Raw genomic sequence first — 14,835 nt, forward strand, 5'->3', positions numbered from 1 at the left:
CGTTAGTGGAAGTGAAGTCGTTTTTTCATCCGGATACCGGCACCTGGACCCACGTGGTCAGTGCCGGCAGCGATGCCGTGGTGATTGATCCGGTGCTCGACTTTGATGCCCGCTCGGCGACGGTGAGCACGCGCAGCGCCGATCAGTTGCTGGCGTGGCTATCCGAGCGCACGCTGCAGGTTCACTGGTTGCTGGAGACCCACGCCCATGCCGATCATATTTCGGCCGGCGCTTACCTTAAGGCGCAACTTGGTGCACCACTGGCGATTGGTGCCGGCATTGTTGAGGTGTTGGACAATTTTGCTGACACGCTGGGTATAACCCAAAACCAGACCGCGAATGTGCACGGCTTTGATCGCCTGCTGCGTGATGGCGACGTGCTGCAAGCAGGCAGTTTTGCTGTCGCCGTGATGGCCACGCCCGGCCACACTGCCGATTCCTTGTGCTACCGCATTGGCCAGCATGCCTTTGTTGGTGACACGCTGTTTGCACCGGATGTTGGCAGCGCTCGCTGCGATTTTCCCGGTGGCAGCGCCGAGCAATTGTTCAGCAGTATTCAGGCGCTGCTGAATCTACCCGATGACACCACGCTGCATCTGTGCCACGACTATCCGGTACAGGGCCGCGCTGCCCGCTCGCAGACCAGTGTGGCCGAACAGCGCGCCGACAATATTCATGTTGGCAACGGCAAAACACAAAATGCGTTTGTTGAGCTGCGCCAGGGCCGCGATGCCAACCTGCCGGTACCTGCACTGTTCTGGCCATCGATTATTTGCAATCTGCGTGGCGGCGAGCTGCCAGCCGCTGCTGAGAATGGTGTGCGGTATCTGAGCATTCCCCTCAATCAGTTTGGCAAGCAGAACTGAGCGGCCCGCTGTGCGCGCTCGTCGCACAGATGCCATCACCCGCAGTAAACGCCGCTGACTCCCGTTCGTTATTTGCCGGCAGAAAAAACCCCGGCCTGGGCCGGGGTGATTACTTTGCGTCGCGTTCCGCTGGGGTCGGAATCTTTCTAGCGCAGATAAATGTCCTTGTACGCGGTGTACATCGACGCATACATCATTGGCACAACGACCAACAGGCCGAGCAGCAGCGGGATCATGCCGATGATCATCAAGATCAGCAGCAAAATGCCGTACAGCAGAAACGGCAGGAAATTGCGCAGACAGCCTTTGAAGCTTTGCTTCATCGCGGCTAGCGGCTCGATGCCGTGCAGCACGATCAGCGCCGGTGCAAACCAGTAGGCCATCGACACCGGGATGATCAACGCCATGTAGAGCAGCAACATGATCAACAGGAACTTGAGACCATATTGGCCGATAAAGTTGAGAATGGCCGACTCACCACCTGAGAACGAGCTGAAAAAGCCGGCGCCCAGAAACAACATGGCAAGAATGGTCAGCACAATGATCACCGCAACAATGGCGACCAACACCAAGAGACCTAGCAGCATCAGCGGGCCGGCGTGCGTTTTGAAGCCGGCAAATAGATGCTCGATTTTCAGTTGACCACCGCCATCCAGTTCACGGCAGCCCAGCATCAGGCCGCCGATGATCACCGGGGTCAGCACGCTTGATGCCAGACCACCGAGTATCGGGACAAAATTCACCATCATCGCCAGCACAAACAGGATCAGCATGTTGGCGATCCAGATGCCCGGCGATTTGGCGAACAGTCGCCAGGCCTCGCCGAGCCAGTTGGCGGCATTACCTGCCGGCACGGTGCGGCCACCATCAATAAAGTCGCCGCCCACCGGCGTCATCGGCGGCTCCACATTGGCCACCGGCGGTTGATACGGATTATTGCTGTTCTGATTGGTCATGAAGCCCTCCCTACGCCTTTTTCCCCACAAAGCGACGGGCAGGAAAGCCCGGCGCCGGTCATCACAAACGGTTCGAGTATGCCGTTGCCGTTTGGCGACCACAACTGTATTGGCGGCGCCTAGAAGGCATCTGCAGCTGCTTCGCGTTTACGCGATAGCTTCTACCCAATTTCTACGGCAGCGGCGCAATCGCCGGCAAGCTGCCGGGCTCGGTAAAGATCTGCCACTGGCCGGCTGGCAAGCCGGCAAACGTGTCGCGGTAGCGCGCGGCCGTTGCCGGTTCGCCGGTGACATCACGGATGTAAATGGCCAACACTTGCTGCGGAAAACGGCGCGCCGTTTCGGCGTAGATCTCCGGATCGGCTTCGCCGGAATCGCCTATCAACAGAAATCGGCGCTGCGGGAATTGCTGCAGCAACTGCTGCAGCGTATTGAGCTTTTGCCGCCGAGAGCTGTCGCCGTTGCCGAACAGCTCGTCCGAAACATCGAGATAGCGCAAATGGAGGCTGCCGACGGGAAAGCCATTGCCTTGCAGAAACTCGTCAATCGCGGGATAGAGTTGGTGCGGGCTGCTGGACAGGTAGTGAAAGCGCACCGTGGTATTTTCGGCAGCAAAACGGCCGTAGCGCTCGGCCATGCCAGCCACCGCCCGGAAGTCACGAACAAAGGTATTGTTCAGCAACTCGGTGCGATTGCGGACGTTGCTGTCCTTGATGGTGTCGTCGATATCGGACACCACCGATACGCCGGTCTCGGGCACCAGCAAGAGTTGGCCGTTGAATTCCCGGTTGTCGTTTGCCGGCAACACGGCGTGATAGTCAATGACCGGTGCTGCGCCGGGTGTTTGGATTACGCTTAGCTCGCTCAGTGGCGCCAGCGTCAGCTGCGCGCGGGTGATGCCGTCGGAATCGGTGGCTGGCAGTGTCAGTGTTTTGTTCGGCGACAGGTGCAGCGTGATTTGCTTGCCATGCTCCGAATCAAATCGGAACAGTTGGGTCCGGTTATCAAAGTTGCTTCGTTCCCGCTCGGACATGGCCTCAACATCAAACCCGGCAAAGGTCGCGAACAATTGCTTGGCGCCCGGCCGACTTTCTTTCTCATACACCCAGGCGGTGATTTGGCCTTCAACCAGACCGTCTTTGTTCAGCGTGGCGATGCCGCGGGCAAACTGAATGTATTCATCGTGCTTGATGTCATTTGCCGAGACGAATGCAGCCCAGGTGATGAGGCTTGCACCGAGCAACACAGCGAACGGCGACGTCGTTTTCATGTAGCGAACTTTCCTTTTCTCTTGGCCGTCATCGCGGCTCTGATATTTTCCACCAAACACAGGAACCCGACGGAGCGGCCACGATAGCAGACTCCAGTACAGCCGATCACCGTAGCACCTGCGCCATCGCCGCCGCGTTGCTCAAGCACTGACTAGGCACGGCGCAATTCCTTGATACCCAAACCCAGGCGCCGGCGCATCAGCGTCCGCAGCGTGACGCCATCAGCGTAACCGACCTGCTCGGCGATCTGGTCGACGCTGTATTGACTAGTCTTCAGCAAATGCACCGCACGTTCGATGCGCAGGTCCTGCAGATAAGCCACCGGCGATTTGCCCAGCACCGCGTTGAGTCGACGGGCGAGCGTGCGTTTGCTGGTGGCGAGCGCCGCTGCGGCGGCATCGAGATTGAACGGCTGCGCGAGATGCGCGCGCGCCCAGCGATCAAATTGCTCCACCAGCGGATTGGCCCGGGCCAGATGATCGGAAATTACATAGGCCGATTGCGCGGGCCGCGAATCGACCACCAGATATTTGGCGACCAGACTGGCAAGCGCCGGGCTGTGTTGCCGCAACAGCCAGAACGCCAGATCGACATGGCTCAGCGCGGCGCCGGCCGTTACGCAATTGCGATCCGCGACAATCATTTGCTCGGCGTTCAATTGCACTTCCGGATAGCGCTGGCGGAACAGCGGCGCCAGCCACCAGGTGGTGGTGGCCTGATGCTGGTTCAGCAGACCGCTTTCGGCGAGAACAAAGGTGCCGATGCAGGCAGCGGCAATGCTGGCCCCTTGCCCGGCCCACTGGCGCAACTGGGCGCCAGCGTCGATGACATCGGCACGGGCCAGCGCCGGCACCAGAGCCTCGGGCAGCTTGTAGCCGATGGCCGGCACCACGACCCAATCCGGCGTGGCCGCCGGAACCGGCTGCACCGGGATCTGCCAGCCCAGTGCGCTCTGCACCGTGGGCCGCAAGCCGACCACCTGCACGGTCAGCGCCGGCGCCTGCAGCTGGGTCAGCTGGTTGAGTTCGTTGGCACTGTGGAAGACATCGAGCACGGTGCTGATACCGGTATCGAACACCCCCTCCAGGGCCAGCACGGCGATATTCATGGCCTGTCCTTCATGGCAATAGCGCTATCAAAGTTGTCAATTTGGACAGTATTGCGCCAGCGGCGGGGTTCGTAAAGTTGCCCACGGCGGGAAGGCCTTGGTGTGCCGGTTGGCGTGCGCGCTGATCTGTGCAGACCAACTCCACCCCGCCCTAACCGATCGAAGCTCGCTGGAGTAAGCATGAAAACGGAACTGTTTTATCTGCTGTTGGTGCTGGCACTGACTGCGCTGTTGTGGCTGCCCTATGTGCTGAACCGCATCGTCGTCTGGGGCCTGCGGGATACCGTCAGCTATCCGGCCCACCCGAAACCCTTGGCGCCGTGGGCGCAGCGGCTGCGCGCGGCCCACGCCAACGCGGTGGAAAATCTGGTGGTGTTTGCACCGCTCGTCCTGCTCACGCAGCAGCTTGGAGTCAGCAGCGCGATGACGGCGCTGGCGTGCATGCTGTATTTCTGGTCGCGACTGCTGCACGTGGTCGCCTATACCTTGGCGCTGCCGTGGCTGCGCACGCTCGGCTTTTTTGGCAGTTTTGTCGGCCAGTTGCTGCTGCTCTGGCACTGCGTGTCGCAACTGCTGGCGTGACGCCGCGTTATCGGATGCCCGTCACGATGAACACCAACCTGACCCTACGCGAAATTCGCCGCGACGAATTTGCCCGGCTCGGCGCTTTGCTGGTCGAGGTCTATTCGCAGCTCAGCGGTTTTCCGACACCGGCCGAACAACCCGGCTATTACGACATGCTGGCCAATATCGGCCGCTTTACCGAGAAGCCGGACACCAAGGTGCTGGTCGCACCTTCTGCCGACGGTGAACTCTTCGGCGGCGTGGTCTATTTCGGCGACATGGCGCAATACGGTTCCGGCGGTACCGCCACCGCCGAGCGCAACGCCTCGGGCATCCGCCTGCTGGCGGTCAGCCCCCGCGCTCGCGGTCTCGGTGTTGGCAAAGCCCTGACGCAGGCCTGCATTGCCCTGGCGCGTGCGCGCCACCATGAGCAGGTGCTGCTGCACACAACGCGCGCCATGCAAATTGCCTGGGCGATGTATGAACGGATCGGCTTTGTCCGCGCCGCGGAGCTGGATTTCCAGCAGGGCGAACTGTCGGTGTTTGGTTTTCGTTTGCGGTTATGACGTCGTTGGCTGCGTCAAAGATTCATTTGGGAATCGCGCATTCGGGAATCGCGCAATGAACGCCGCGATTCCCGAACCGGAAGGCGCTTACATCCCGCCGTCAAAATTGCCGGTGCTGGTCATGCCGGCGGTGATGGTGATGTTCTGGGTGCCGACAAAGGTCAGCGCCTCATCGCTGTCGGCAATGTCGGTCGCGGCATCGCAGGTATAGGCAATGGTGTAACTGCCGGCGGCCAAAAAGCCGATTTGGTATTGGTAGCTGCCGGGCGCCACCAGACTGACCAATCCGGTGCTGAGCGGATCACCGGCGTCGCCATCGACATCATCCGGCGTGACATCGGCGCCACGCCACAGATACACCGCGCCGGTGCCGTCACCACTGCATTCGGCGGCGATAATCGACGGGTCAACCGTTCCGGCCAGCGTGCCGACCTCCAGATTGTTCACCAAGCGCAACACCGGTTTCAAAATATAGGCTGGCGCCTGACCGGGCGGCGCGGTCACTGATTTGCGCAGGTCAAAATCGATGGTGTAGTTGGCGTCGCCGCCCTGGGCGACGGTAAAACCGCTGATGAGCTTCAGACCGGTTTGGCTGCCACTCGGCACGTCCAGCTCATGCATGGTGCCGTTGATTTGAATGTATGAGTCAAACACATTGTCTTGCACCGCCGAGACTTTCAAGCGCAGCCATTCGTAATTGCCGGCTGGCACTTGCTGAGCCGTGATCAGCGGCGCCGCATTGCCACCTTGCAAGCTCAGCAGATCCAGATCTTTCGGTGTGGTGAAATCAAAATTCAGCGCCGGGCCGTCAGCCGGCTTGACCTCAACGCCGGTGAATCGAATGACGACGTTTTCGGCATCATCGACCGGTCCGTCGGTCAGACCAAGCGACAACATGCCGAAACCATCACTGCCGCCACCATCACCACCGCAGCTGGCCAGCATGGTTGCCAAGGCAATTGTTGCCAGAGAAACTGTTACCGAAGGAAAAACGCCGTGTCGTTGCGAGAGCTGTTTCATGGGAAGACCTCACTGGCATGGGTGCTTAACGATACACAGTCAAACGACCGTCCCGCGCATTGCCATCTGCGCCAGTAAAGTGTAATCGCCTCTTCGCAGCATGCTGTGACGCAATAGCCAAACCGGTCTCAGCGGACTGACCTTAAGTGCCCGTGGCAGTGAAAACTGGCGCCATAGTCAAAAAACAGCGTTAGCGTGAGCGCACCTGAAACTCGCCACTGGCGCGCGCAACCACCGAGCCCTGCACATCTTTCAATTCGCCTTGCAGCAGGAATTTGGCTTTGCCGTTGGCCGTGGCGGACTGCTGCAGCTCACCGAGCTCAGTCTCACTGAGCTGATATACCAAGCTCAGATCGCTAGTGGCCGGTTTCAGAAATTCCAGTTTCAGATCTTTCAAGGTCGGGTAAAACCGCTGCATGTCGAAGCTGACCAGCGCCAGTACGCCGCCAGTGATGTCGGCAAGGGTGAATTGCGCGCCGGCATACATGCTGCCCATATGGTTTTCATTGCCAGCCAGCGGGATCAGACAATGGGCATAACCCGGTTTGCAGTCGAGCACTTTCAAGCCGGCACGGCGAACGAAGGCAATCGATTGTTCGGCGATGTGTTGAACGCTGGTCATGTCTACTCCGCTTTTCTTGCGAGGTGCTGTCTGTCTTTCATGCGGCTTGGTATTTTTGTTTCGTGAGTTTCCGGCAGATTCATTCTGCGCATTCGCTGTGCGGACGTCTTCAGCGCCTGCGCCAGACTTTCCACACGCTGACGACAACCAAGCTGCCGACACCGAGCACAATGCCCGCCAGCACCATTGTCGCCATGTGCTGGCGGACCAAGGGCACATTGCCAAGATAGTAGCCAGCAACCGGCAGGGAAATGGTCCACACCGCAGCGCCGGCCGTGACCGAGATCAGGTATTTGCGGAAGGTCATCTGCGCGACACCGGCAGCAAACGGTGCAAAGGTGCGGATTACCGCAATGAATGGTGTCAGCAGAAAGGTGTAAGCGCCTCTGCTCTCATAGAACGCGTGGGCACGACGAAGCGCATCTTGATTCAGCCAGCGGTAATGCTGGTGATAGGCGCGATCACCAAGCGCATAGCCGGCACCATAACTCAGCACGCTACCCAGCACTGTCGCCAGCAGCAACAACGGCACGACCAGCGCCAGCTGCAGGCTGCCGGCCGCGCACAGCGCACCGACGATAAACAGCATTGGATTGCCCGGCAGGAAAAACAGCGGCAGGACACCGATTTCCAGCACGACCACCGTGAACAGCACGAGATAGATGCTGTTGCCATAGGCGCTCAAAGCGGGGCCTATGGCTTGGTCAAAATGGAAGATCAGCTCTATCAGGGAGAAGTCATGCATTCGTAGAGTCCGCATTCCGTTTTACGGCGGTGGCGTTGCGCCATGTAGCTGAGCTGGTCATGGGCAAGGCCTTGCCAGCATATGCCATTGCCCAGGTTTGTTGGCTTCTTGTTGGAAAATTCATCGATTGCCGCTAATGAAAACGCGCCTCTAGAATGACGCCTTGTGCTTTTCACTTGGTCTTGAATATAGTCCCGGCTCCTCGCCCGAAGAGATGCCCGCTCGATGAAGCCTTTACGATTGCCAGTTCAACTATTGGCGCTACTCTTGCTCAGCGTTGCCGGTGCAGGTTCGGCGGCTGACAAGCCGCAGCCTATCGCATTGGGCCAGTCTTACACGGTTCAATCAAAGTTACTCGGTCAGAATCGCCCACTTAATGTGTACCTGCCACCGGGCTATGACGACAGTAAGGCGACGTATCCGGTGCTGTATCTGCTCGATGGCGGCGTTGATGAGGACTTTATTCATATTGCCGGTATCGCCTCACTGGCGGCAGATTGGCGCAACATTCGCGAGTTCATTGTCATCGGCGTCGCGTCACTGGATCGCTACCATGAGCTGGATCATCCAAGCGCTGTGCCGGCAGAGCAACAGCGTTGGCCGACGGCGGGCGGCTCGGCGCAGTTTCGCGAATTTCTGGCCAAAGAACTGATTCCTTACGTGCAGCAACATTTTCGGGTCAGTGACGAGTCGGTACTGATGGGTGAATCTGCGGCCGGTCTGTTTGTCACCGAAACGTTTTTGCGCCAGCCAGCGTTGTTCAACGGTTACATCGCGATCAGTCCGTCGCTGTGGTGGGACGGGCAATCACTCGCGAAGGCCGCACCCGGTTTGCTGGCGACTGCCAATCTACACAACAAGCGGCTTTATCTGGCACTCGGTGACGAAGGCGGCGAAATGGAAGATGGCGTCAACAAACTGGTTGCTGCGGTGAAGGCCGCAGCGCCGGCGGACTTCCACTGGTCTTACACGCCGATGCCGCAGGAAAGTCACAGCACGATTTATCACCCGGCCGCGCTGGCAGCGCTTCGGCAGTTTTTTGTCTACCCACCGCGCTGAGCTCCGCCGTTTTTATTCCGATCACTCGCCAGACAGTCGTCAATTGCCGGCATTGCCGCTTACAATGCCGGCATCGCGCCGGACGGTCTGGCATTGATTGGTGTGTTGCTTGGTAGCGCAGCCCTTGTCGACCGGTCCTGAACAGCAGAATCGTTTGTGATGAATCCATGTTGAGATTTTTTTTCAGCGCCATGCTGCTGACGTTGACCGCGTCGGCATTCGGGCAGGAGTTGCCCACGCAACAGCCGGTGGGCGCGGAACCGCTCGCTGAAGCGCCGATGATTGCGCCGCTTGTCGAGCAGCCGCTCACAGAACAGTCGCTCATGGAACTGCCATCTGCTCGGCAGCCGTTTGTGCTGCCGCCGGTCGCCCCGTCGGCTTTTTCGCCATCATCTCTTGGGCAGGCTCCACTGGCGCAGACTTCACTGACACAAACGGTCTTGGCGCCGTTGCCCTTTGAAGCATTTGATCATGCGTTTCGTCAGCAGCTCGATGCCGCGGCGATTCCGGGTGGTGCCTACGCCATCGTTCGCGATGGCAAGATCATTCAGGCAGCAGGCCACGGCACCCGCACGCTGGGTTACAACGAGCCGATCAGCCCGACCACCGTGTTTCGACTGGCATCGGTGTCAAAGACGTTTGCCGCAGAATTGACGGCGCTGCTGGTGCGGGAAGGCAAGCTGAAATGGGACGACCCGGTCAACCGCTTCGTGCCAGATTTTCAGTTCAAGACGCCGCGCTATTCGCAGGCATTGCAGGTGCAGCATCTGCTTGGCCAAAGCACCGGTTTGATTGCCAATGCCTTTGACAACCTGCTCAATGCCAATCAGCCGCTGAATAGAATTCTGCCGCGTTTTCGCGAGCTCGACCCGATTTGCCAACCCGGCCAGTGTTACAGCTACCAGAACATCATGTTCGGTTTGATTGCACCGGTGGTCGAGCAGGCCGCGCATGCTTCTTACAGCAACTTGATCCAGCAACGGCTGTTTCAACCGCTGCAAATGCAGCAGGCGTCGGTCGGCATGCAGGCATTTTTGCGGGCCAACAACCGCGCGTTGCCACATATCAAACGGCGCGGCAACTGGGTCGCCACCGAAGTGCAACCCGGTTACTACGAAGTGCTTCCAGCCGCCGGCATCAACGCCAGCGTGACCGATCTCGGCAAGTGGTTGATCGCCCAGATGGGCAACAATCCCGAGGTGGTGCCGACTCAGGTGATTGATCAACTGACCGAAAAGCGTGTGCGCACCCTGCGCGACATGCGCCGGAAAAAATGGCGTGAGCTGATCACCGACGCCCATTACGGACTCGGCTGGCGCATCTATCAGCTGGAGAAAAAAGAAGAGTTGTTCATGCACAGCGGCTGGGTCGAGGGCTATGTCACCGAGATCGCCTACTCCAAAGTCCGGCGCACCGGCCTCGTGGTACTGCTCAATGCCGAAAGCGCCGTCATCAACGACATCACGACCGGATTCTGGGCGGCGCTGCTGAACGAACCGCCGGCAATGCGTACGGTGGTCTCTGAGTAAGTTCGTGCCCAGCTGTGTATAGATACGTCGACCTGATGGCTTGATTGCAACGTGGTCGCGTTCAGATGCCGGTTCCTTGCGCTGGCGCGGCCAATCAAAGTGGCTCCAGTGCCGGCGCCGGGAAATTCGCTGGTATTTGGCGGCGGCGGTGCCCGTTCTTTGCTAGTGGCTCCATCGCACGCTGACTCCTTTTATCCCCGCCGAAATCCGATCTGCGCCCCGCCCTTTCCGGATGTTGGCGCGGCGCCCGGCCGCAACCGCTTGTTACAGGCGCAGCCATTCCCGCCGTGATCGATTACACACCTGATCGCCATGCTCCCGCCGGCAGATTGTTCTGCAACGATTGAGCCGCCAGCGCGTTACCGAGTGGTGGCTTTGATTGCCCGATCAGTAACGCGTTGGGAGTAGAGAGTGCGTGTCGTATCAATGTCATTGCTGGGCGTGTTCGCCTGTGCCGGGGTAGCGAATGCGGGTGAGGCCACCGTTGGCCTCGGTGCCGCGATCAGCGAATCGGAGTATTACCAGCAACCCGAGCAACTCAATGGTTTCCCATTGGTGGTTTATCACGGCGATCGTTTTTTCTTTGAAGGTACCAGCTTTGGTTATCAGCTGACGCAGTCAGAACAGCTCACGGTGTCATTGGCCGGCGATCTGGATTTTCGTCAGTACGATCCGGAGGAAGCGCGGCGGGCCGATTTGGCCGCACTGGATGAACGCAAAGCCGGCGTGCTGGCTGGCGTCCGCCTGGAGTATCGAATCGGTGCTGCCGATACCGTGACGGCAGGTCTGCTCGGCGAGCTCACCAATCGCCATCATGGCCGGGTGGCCGAGCTCGGCTGGAAACACATGTTCGATTTCGGATTCGAGAATAGTCAGGTATTCAGTCAGATCGGTCTGCGAATGGTCGATGCCGATTACAACGATTACTACTTTGGCGTCAGTGCCGCCGAATCCACGCGATCTGGTCTCGCCGCTTACACGCCGGGGGCTGGCAATGATCTGTCCGTGGGTGGTGGCGTGATGCACAATTTCGCCAACGACTGGCAGGCCATGCTGATGCTGTATGTCCGTCGCTATGATCAGCAGGTGAGCGACAGTCCGATGGTGGAGAACGCCAGTATTACCGGCGGCTTTGTCGGCATCGGCTACCGTTTTTGAGTCATAGCGGACACGGCCACAGTGTGTCCTTACGTTCGTTCATGTCAGCGTGCTCAGGCTGTCGGTAGAAACCGCTCGGCCTGAGCACGCTTTCACGCTAGCATGACCACTCCCACTGCGGCCCGGTCGTGCTCGTGAAAGTCGAACTGCAATCCCGCAATGTCGAAGCTTTTTTGCTGGCGGCGAAAACCCTGCATTTCGGCAAGGCTGCCGAGTTGCTGTGCATTACACCGTCGGCCTTTTCCCAGCGCATTACCTCGCTGGAGAGCCAACTCCAAAGCCGGTTGTTTCACCGTCAGGCCAACACCATTACGCTGACCGAAGTCGGTGATCGCTTGTTGCGCTACTGCGAGGCGGTCGCGGGGCTGGAAGAAGAACTGCTGCGCGATATCGGTGGCAACAAAAGCCTGGGCGGCACCGTCAATATCGCCGGCTTCTCGTCGGCGTCGCGTTCGGTGCTGATGCCCGCACTGCAAGCGCTGCAGCTGGCGCATCCGGAATTGACGGTGCATTTCCGGGTGGCTCATATGTATGAGCTACGGGAAATCCTGTTGCGCGGTCAGGTCGATTTTATCGTCTCGCAGGATGAGATCGAACGCGCTGGTTTTCAGAGCCTGTTGGTGGGTCACGAACACAATGTGCTGGTGGAACGCGCCGATGGTCAGGGCCAAAGCGAGGTCTATCTCGATCACAATCAGTCGGACGATTTCACCGAACGCTTTTTGCACCGCCACGATGGCGGCAGCGACAAACTGATACGGCGCCGTTTCTGCGACGATATTTACGGCATTCTCGACGCCGCCCGGCTGGGTTTTGGTCGTGGCGTGGTGCCGGTGCATTTGCTCAGCCCGGACATGGGACTGCGTTTGGTGCCCGGTTACGAACGCGCCTGGGCAACACCCGTGCTGCTGCAGTTTCCACACCGGGACTACTATCCGGCACCGCTGCGTGCGGTCCGCGATGCCCTGATCAACCATTGCCGCGACGCCCTTGCGGTGAACCGCTGTCAGCTGCGCTATACGGTGTTTGAATAGCGACCGCTCTGGTTCGCGGGTGACCACAACCGCGCCAGGTTGCTGGGGCGTTGGTGATTGGTTGCTGCTGATCGGTGCCCAAGCAGCTTTGCTGCGTAAAGACGCTTCATGAGCCCCGCTGGCACAGCGCTCTGGCCGCGCTTCAGTTTTTCTTAACGCCTCTTCAACTCTTCGAACTGTCCAGTCTTGGCGACGTTCCGTAGCCTGTCATGGTCCGCCATGACGGTGGCCATGGTATCCGCTGGGCGCTGCGCCCGGCGCCAGTTTGCAAGACAGGAGATCAGCATGTTCAAGGACGAACGCCCACGGCAACGTGTCGTGGCGAGTGCCCCGGTGTTGCCGGAAATTGGCACACTGCAACCGATTCGCCGTTTCGCCATGGCAGCGCTGCTGTTCGGCAGTGCCGGCGCTGCGCAGGCCGCTCTGGTGGAAGATGAGGTCGGCCAGAGCTGGGTTTTCAAACGCGATCTGACCAGCGCGCAATTCGCGACCGCCTTTGCCGATTACAGCGACAAGGGCTATCTGATGACCGATATCGACGCCTACCCGAGCGGCTCAAGCACCCGTTATTCCATGCTCTGGCGAAAGAACACCGATCATCGTGGCTGGGCCGAGAAACGTGATTTGAGCAGCGCCGATTTTGCCACGGCCTGGAATACCTACGTCGGTCAGGGCATGCGCCTGGTCGATGTCGAAGCGTATCCGCTCAACGGTCAAATCCGCTGGGCCGGCATTTGGGTGCAAAACAAGGAAAACCTCAACTGGTCATCTCATCGCGGCTTGACCAGCGCCGATTTCAGCACGCTGTTCCAGAGCAAGAGCAACGCCGGCTGGCGCATCGTTGATATCGATATCTACAACACCAGCAACGGCCTGCGTTACAACAGCATCTGGCAGGCCAATCCTGAGCAAACACCGTGGGCCGAGCGCCGCGACATGAGCCGCGAGCAATATGACGCCGAGCTGGCAGCGCGCAGTGCCGCCGGGTTTCAGTTGGTCGATTTTGAATCCTATTCGTCACCGTCGGGCCAGTCGTATGCTGGCATCTGGGAAAAGGGCAGCGGCCACGCCGCGCAGGTGCGTACCGACCGGACGGCACAGGAATTCTCCAATCTGTGGTACCAGTATCTGGACGAAGGCTATCGGCTGGTCGATTTCGAGCGCTACGAAACACCGGACGGAACGCGCTACGGCGGTATCTGGCGCGAGAATGACGAGCGCTTTCGCTATAGCAAGAAAGCGAACCTGGACAGCGCCATCACCAGTTACCGCAACCTGAATAATTTGCCCGGCATTTCGGTGGTGGTGATTCAGAATGGCAAGACCTTGTATCGGCGTGGCTTCGGTTTTGCCGATGTCGCCGGCAACAAAACCGCAAATGCCAGCACCGTCTATGCGGCAGCGTCGATTTCCAAGATCTACGGTGGCGTGCTGGCCGCCAAGCTGGAACAAGATCAGGAATTGCACGATGGCACCGCGCTGTCGAGCTCGCTGGATCTGGACAACTTGAGCTCCAGCTATTTGCCGGGCCTGCCTTCCCAACACAAGCACCGCGTGCGTGAGTTGCTGTCACACTTAAGCTGCGTACCGCATTACAACACCAACCCCGGCATTGCCGACCAGACCAGCCATTACAGTTCGGCAACTGCCGCGCTGCAAAGCATCAAGAACAGCGCCAACATTGTTGGCTGCACGCCTAACACCAGCTGGAACTACTCGACTCATGCGTTTACCTATGTCGGCGCGGTGCTCGAACAGGTGTCCGGCCGCGGCATCAACCAATTGCTGGAAGACGAGTTGTTCACACCGTATGGACTCAGCAGCACCCGCGTGATGTATGAAAGCGCGGCGTTGCCCAGCAACAGTCTGCGTGCGGTGCCGTATACGGTTCGCGATCCGATCGGCACAGCCGGGCAAGTTGGCTTTGATCCACCCAATGCAGTCAACAATCCCAATGTCGCCAGCAGTTATACCGACAGCAGCTGGAAAGTGCTCGGTGGCGGTCTGGAAACCAATACGCTGGATTTGGCAAGCTTCGGCTGGAAGGTGTTGCATGGCGATATCGTCAGCGCTGATACCCGCGACAATCGGCTCTGGACCCGGGTCAATCCGAGCTTCAGTCACGGTTTGGCCTGGGCGGTCGGCACCACTGGCAGCGGTCAACGGGTCGCCGACTGGAATGGCAGCTGGACCGGCTCCCGCACTTGGCTGCGCGCCTATCGCGATGACGGGACGGTGATCGCAATCATGTCCAATCGAACCAATCACACGCTGCAGGACATTGGCAATCTGTCCAACAGCATCGCGGCCATCGTCATCCCGGCGTCGCCGTAATCA

The 14,835-nt window shown here is 59.1% G+C and carries 14 protein-coding genes; 8 read left to right on the forward strand and 6 right to left on the reverse strand.

Translation table 11 applies throughout. The features are described 5' to 3' along the window. The first annotated feature begins 5 nt into the window (after positions 1-5). Complete coding sequence (locus HPT27_RS02805) at positions 6-866, forward strand: MBL fold metallo-hydrolase (protein WP_172238636.1); 861 nt, start codon at positions 6-8, stop codon at positions 864-866. Positions 867-1,012: 146 nt separating this feature from the next. Here the strand turns inward: HPT27_RS02805 and HPT27_RS02810 are convergent, their stop codons facing one another. From HPT27_RS02810 to HPT27_RS02820, 3 genes are all read right to left on the reverse strand, one after another. Further along, on the reverse strand, positions 1,013-1,822 hold the full coding sequence (locus tag HPT27_RS02810) for a BPSS1780 family membrane protein (RefSeq protein WP_172238639.1): 810 nt from the start codon (positions 1,820-1,822) through the stop codon (positions 1,013-1,015). Positions 1,823-1,994: 172 nt separating this feature from the next. Continuing rightward, a complete protein-coding gene (locus tag HPT27_RS02815) occupies positions 1,995-3,092 on the reverse strand; it encodes a phosphatidate phosphatase App1 family protein (protein WP_172238642.1) in 1,098 nt (365 codons plus the stop codon). A 152-nt stretch (positions 3,093-3,244) separates the two neighbouring features. After that, the gene (locus HPT27_RS02820; RefSeq protein WP_172238645.1) at positions 3,245-4,201 is read right to left on the reverse strand and encodes a GlxA family transcriptional regulator; all 957 of its coding nucleotides are present in this window, start codon (positions 4,199-4,201) and stop codon (positions 3,245-3,247) included. A gap of 180 nt (positions 4,202-4,381) precedes the next feature. Here HPT27_RS02820 and HPT27_RS02825 point away from each other — a divergent pair, with 180 nt between their 5' ends. Both HPT27_RS02825 and HPT27_RS02830 read left to right on the forward strand, forming a co-directional pair. Then, positions 4,382-4,783 carry an MAPEG family protein gene (locus HPT27_RS02825; protein WP_172238648.1) on the forward strand — a complete coding sequence of 134 codons (402 nt, stop codon included), beginning with the start codon at positions 4,382-4,384 and terminating at the stop codon, positions 4,781-4,783. A 26-nt stretch (positions 4,784-4,809) separates the two neighbouring features. After that, positions 4,810-5,331: a GNAT family N-acetyltransferase gene (locus tag HPT27_RS02830; RefSeq protein ID WP_172238651.1), complete on the forward strand. Its 522-nt coding sequence runs from the start codon at positions 4,810-4,812 to the stop codon at positions 5,329-5,331. Between the two features lie 87 nt (positions 5,332-5,418). On the opposite strand, the gene HPT27_RS02835 is transcribed toward HPT27_RS02830, so the two are convergent. From HPT27_RS02835 to HPT27_RS02845, 3 genes are all read right to left on the reverse strand, one after another. After that, positions 5,419-6,351 (reverse strand): DUF4382 domain-containing protein, encoded by a 933-nt coding sequence (locus HPT27_RS02835; RefSeq protein WP_172238654.1) that lies wholly within the window; start codon positions 6,349-6,351, stop codon positions 5,419-5,421. 190 nt (positions 6,352-6,541) lie between these two features. Then, entirely contained in the window at positions 6,542-6,973 is a 432-nt protein-coding gene (locus tag HPT27_RS02840; protein ID WP_172238657.1) for a PaaI family thioesterase, read from the reverse strand. 109 nt (positions 6,974-7,082) lie between these two features. Beyond that, positions 7,083-7,718, reverse strand: a complete 636-nt coding sequence (locus tag HPT27_RS02845; RefSeq protein ID WP_172238660.1) for a VTT domain-containing protein — start codon at positions 7,716-7,718, stop codon at positions 7,083-7,085. 225 nt (positions 7,719-7,943) lie between these two features. Between HPT27_RS02845 and HPT27_RS02850 the strand changes: the two genes are divergently transcribed. From HPT27_RS02850 to HPT27_RS02870, 5 genes are all read left to right on the forward strand, one after another. After that, complete coding sequence (locus tag HPT27_RS02850) at positions 7,944-8,777, forward strand: alpha/beta hydrolase (RefSeq protein ID WP_268935719.1); 834 nt, start codon at positions 7,944-7,946, stop codon at positions 8,775-8,777. A gap of 167 nt (positions 8,778-8,944) precedes the next feature. After that, positions 8,945-10,306: a serine hydrolase domain-containing protein gene (locus tag HPT27_RS02855; RefSeq protein WP_211197828.1), complete on the forward strand. Its 1,362-nt coding sequence runs from the start codon at positions 8,945-8,947 to the stop codon at positions 10,304-10,306. Between the two features lie 411 nt (positions 10,307-10,717). Continuing rightward, on the forward strand, positions 10,718-11,464 hold the full coding sequence (locus HPT27_RS02860; RefSeq protein ID WP_172238666.1) for a MipA/OmpV family protein: 747 nt from the start codon (positions 10,718-10,720) through the stop codon (positions 11,462-11,464). A 134-nt stretch (positions 11,465-11,598) separates the two neighbouring features. Beyond that, entirely contained in the window at positions 11,599-12,498 is a 900-nt protein-coding gene (locus HPT27_RS02865; protein ID WP_172238669.1) for a LysR family transcriptional regulator, read from the forward strand. Between the two features lie 285 nt (positions 12,499-12,783). Next, the gene (locus tag HPT27_RS02870; protein WP_172238672.1) at positions 12,784-14,832 is read left to right on the forward strand and encodes a serine hydrolase; all 2,049 of its coding nucleotides are present in this window, start codon (positions 12,784-12,786) and stop codon (positions 14,830-14,832) included. The last annotated feature ends 3 nt before the right edge of the window (positions 14,833-14,835 follow it).

Source organism: Permianibacter fluminis (genome assembly GCF_013179735.1).
Lineage (GTDB): Bacteria > Pseudomonadota > Gammaproteobacteria > Enterobacterales > Permianibacteraceae > Permianibacter > Permianibacter fluminis.